The 300-nt window shown below is 61.0% G+C and carries 1 protein-coding gene; it reads right to left on the bottom strand.

All coding sequences use genetic code 11. The annotated features are described in order from the left end of the window. The coding region (locus SJI00_RS22455) for an immunoglobulin-like domain-containing protein (RefSeq protein ID WP_322463873.1) at positions 1-300 on the bottom strand (300 nt) is incomplete at both ends.

Genomic DNA, 300 nt, shown 5'->3' with positions numbered 1-300 from the left:
CTCGCCGTTGGCGAGTTTCACGATGACCGGGGCATTAGTGACCGGCGCACTGACGGAAGCGGTGTAAACGATCGAGCCGCCTTCGGCAACGGATGGGGTAGCGGTCAGAGTCACAGTCGAGGTGTCGACCGTGTCGGTGACAGCTGTCGTTACTGGAGTCTGGTTGGCAACCAAGCTCTCATAGCTGCCGCCCGTCACAGTGGCGATGCTGTTGCTGACCGAGTCATGGCCGACGTAGACGTCGTTGCTGACCGCCGTCGTTACAGTGCCGGAGCTCTGGCCAACCGCAATGGTGATGGT

Source organism: Pseudomonas gebzensis (genome assembly GCF_034427815.1).
In the GTDB taxonomy this organism is placed as follows: Bacteria; Pseudomonadota; Gammaproteobacteria; order Pseudomonadales; family Pseudomonadaceae; genus Aquipseudomonas.
This window is presented reverse-complemented; position numbering and strand designations above follow the sequence as displayed.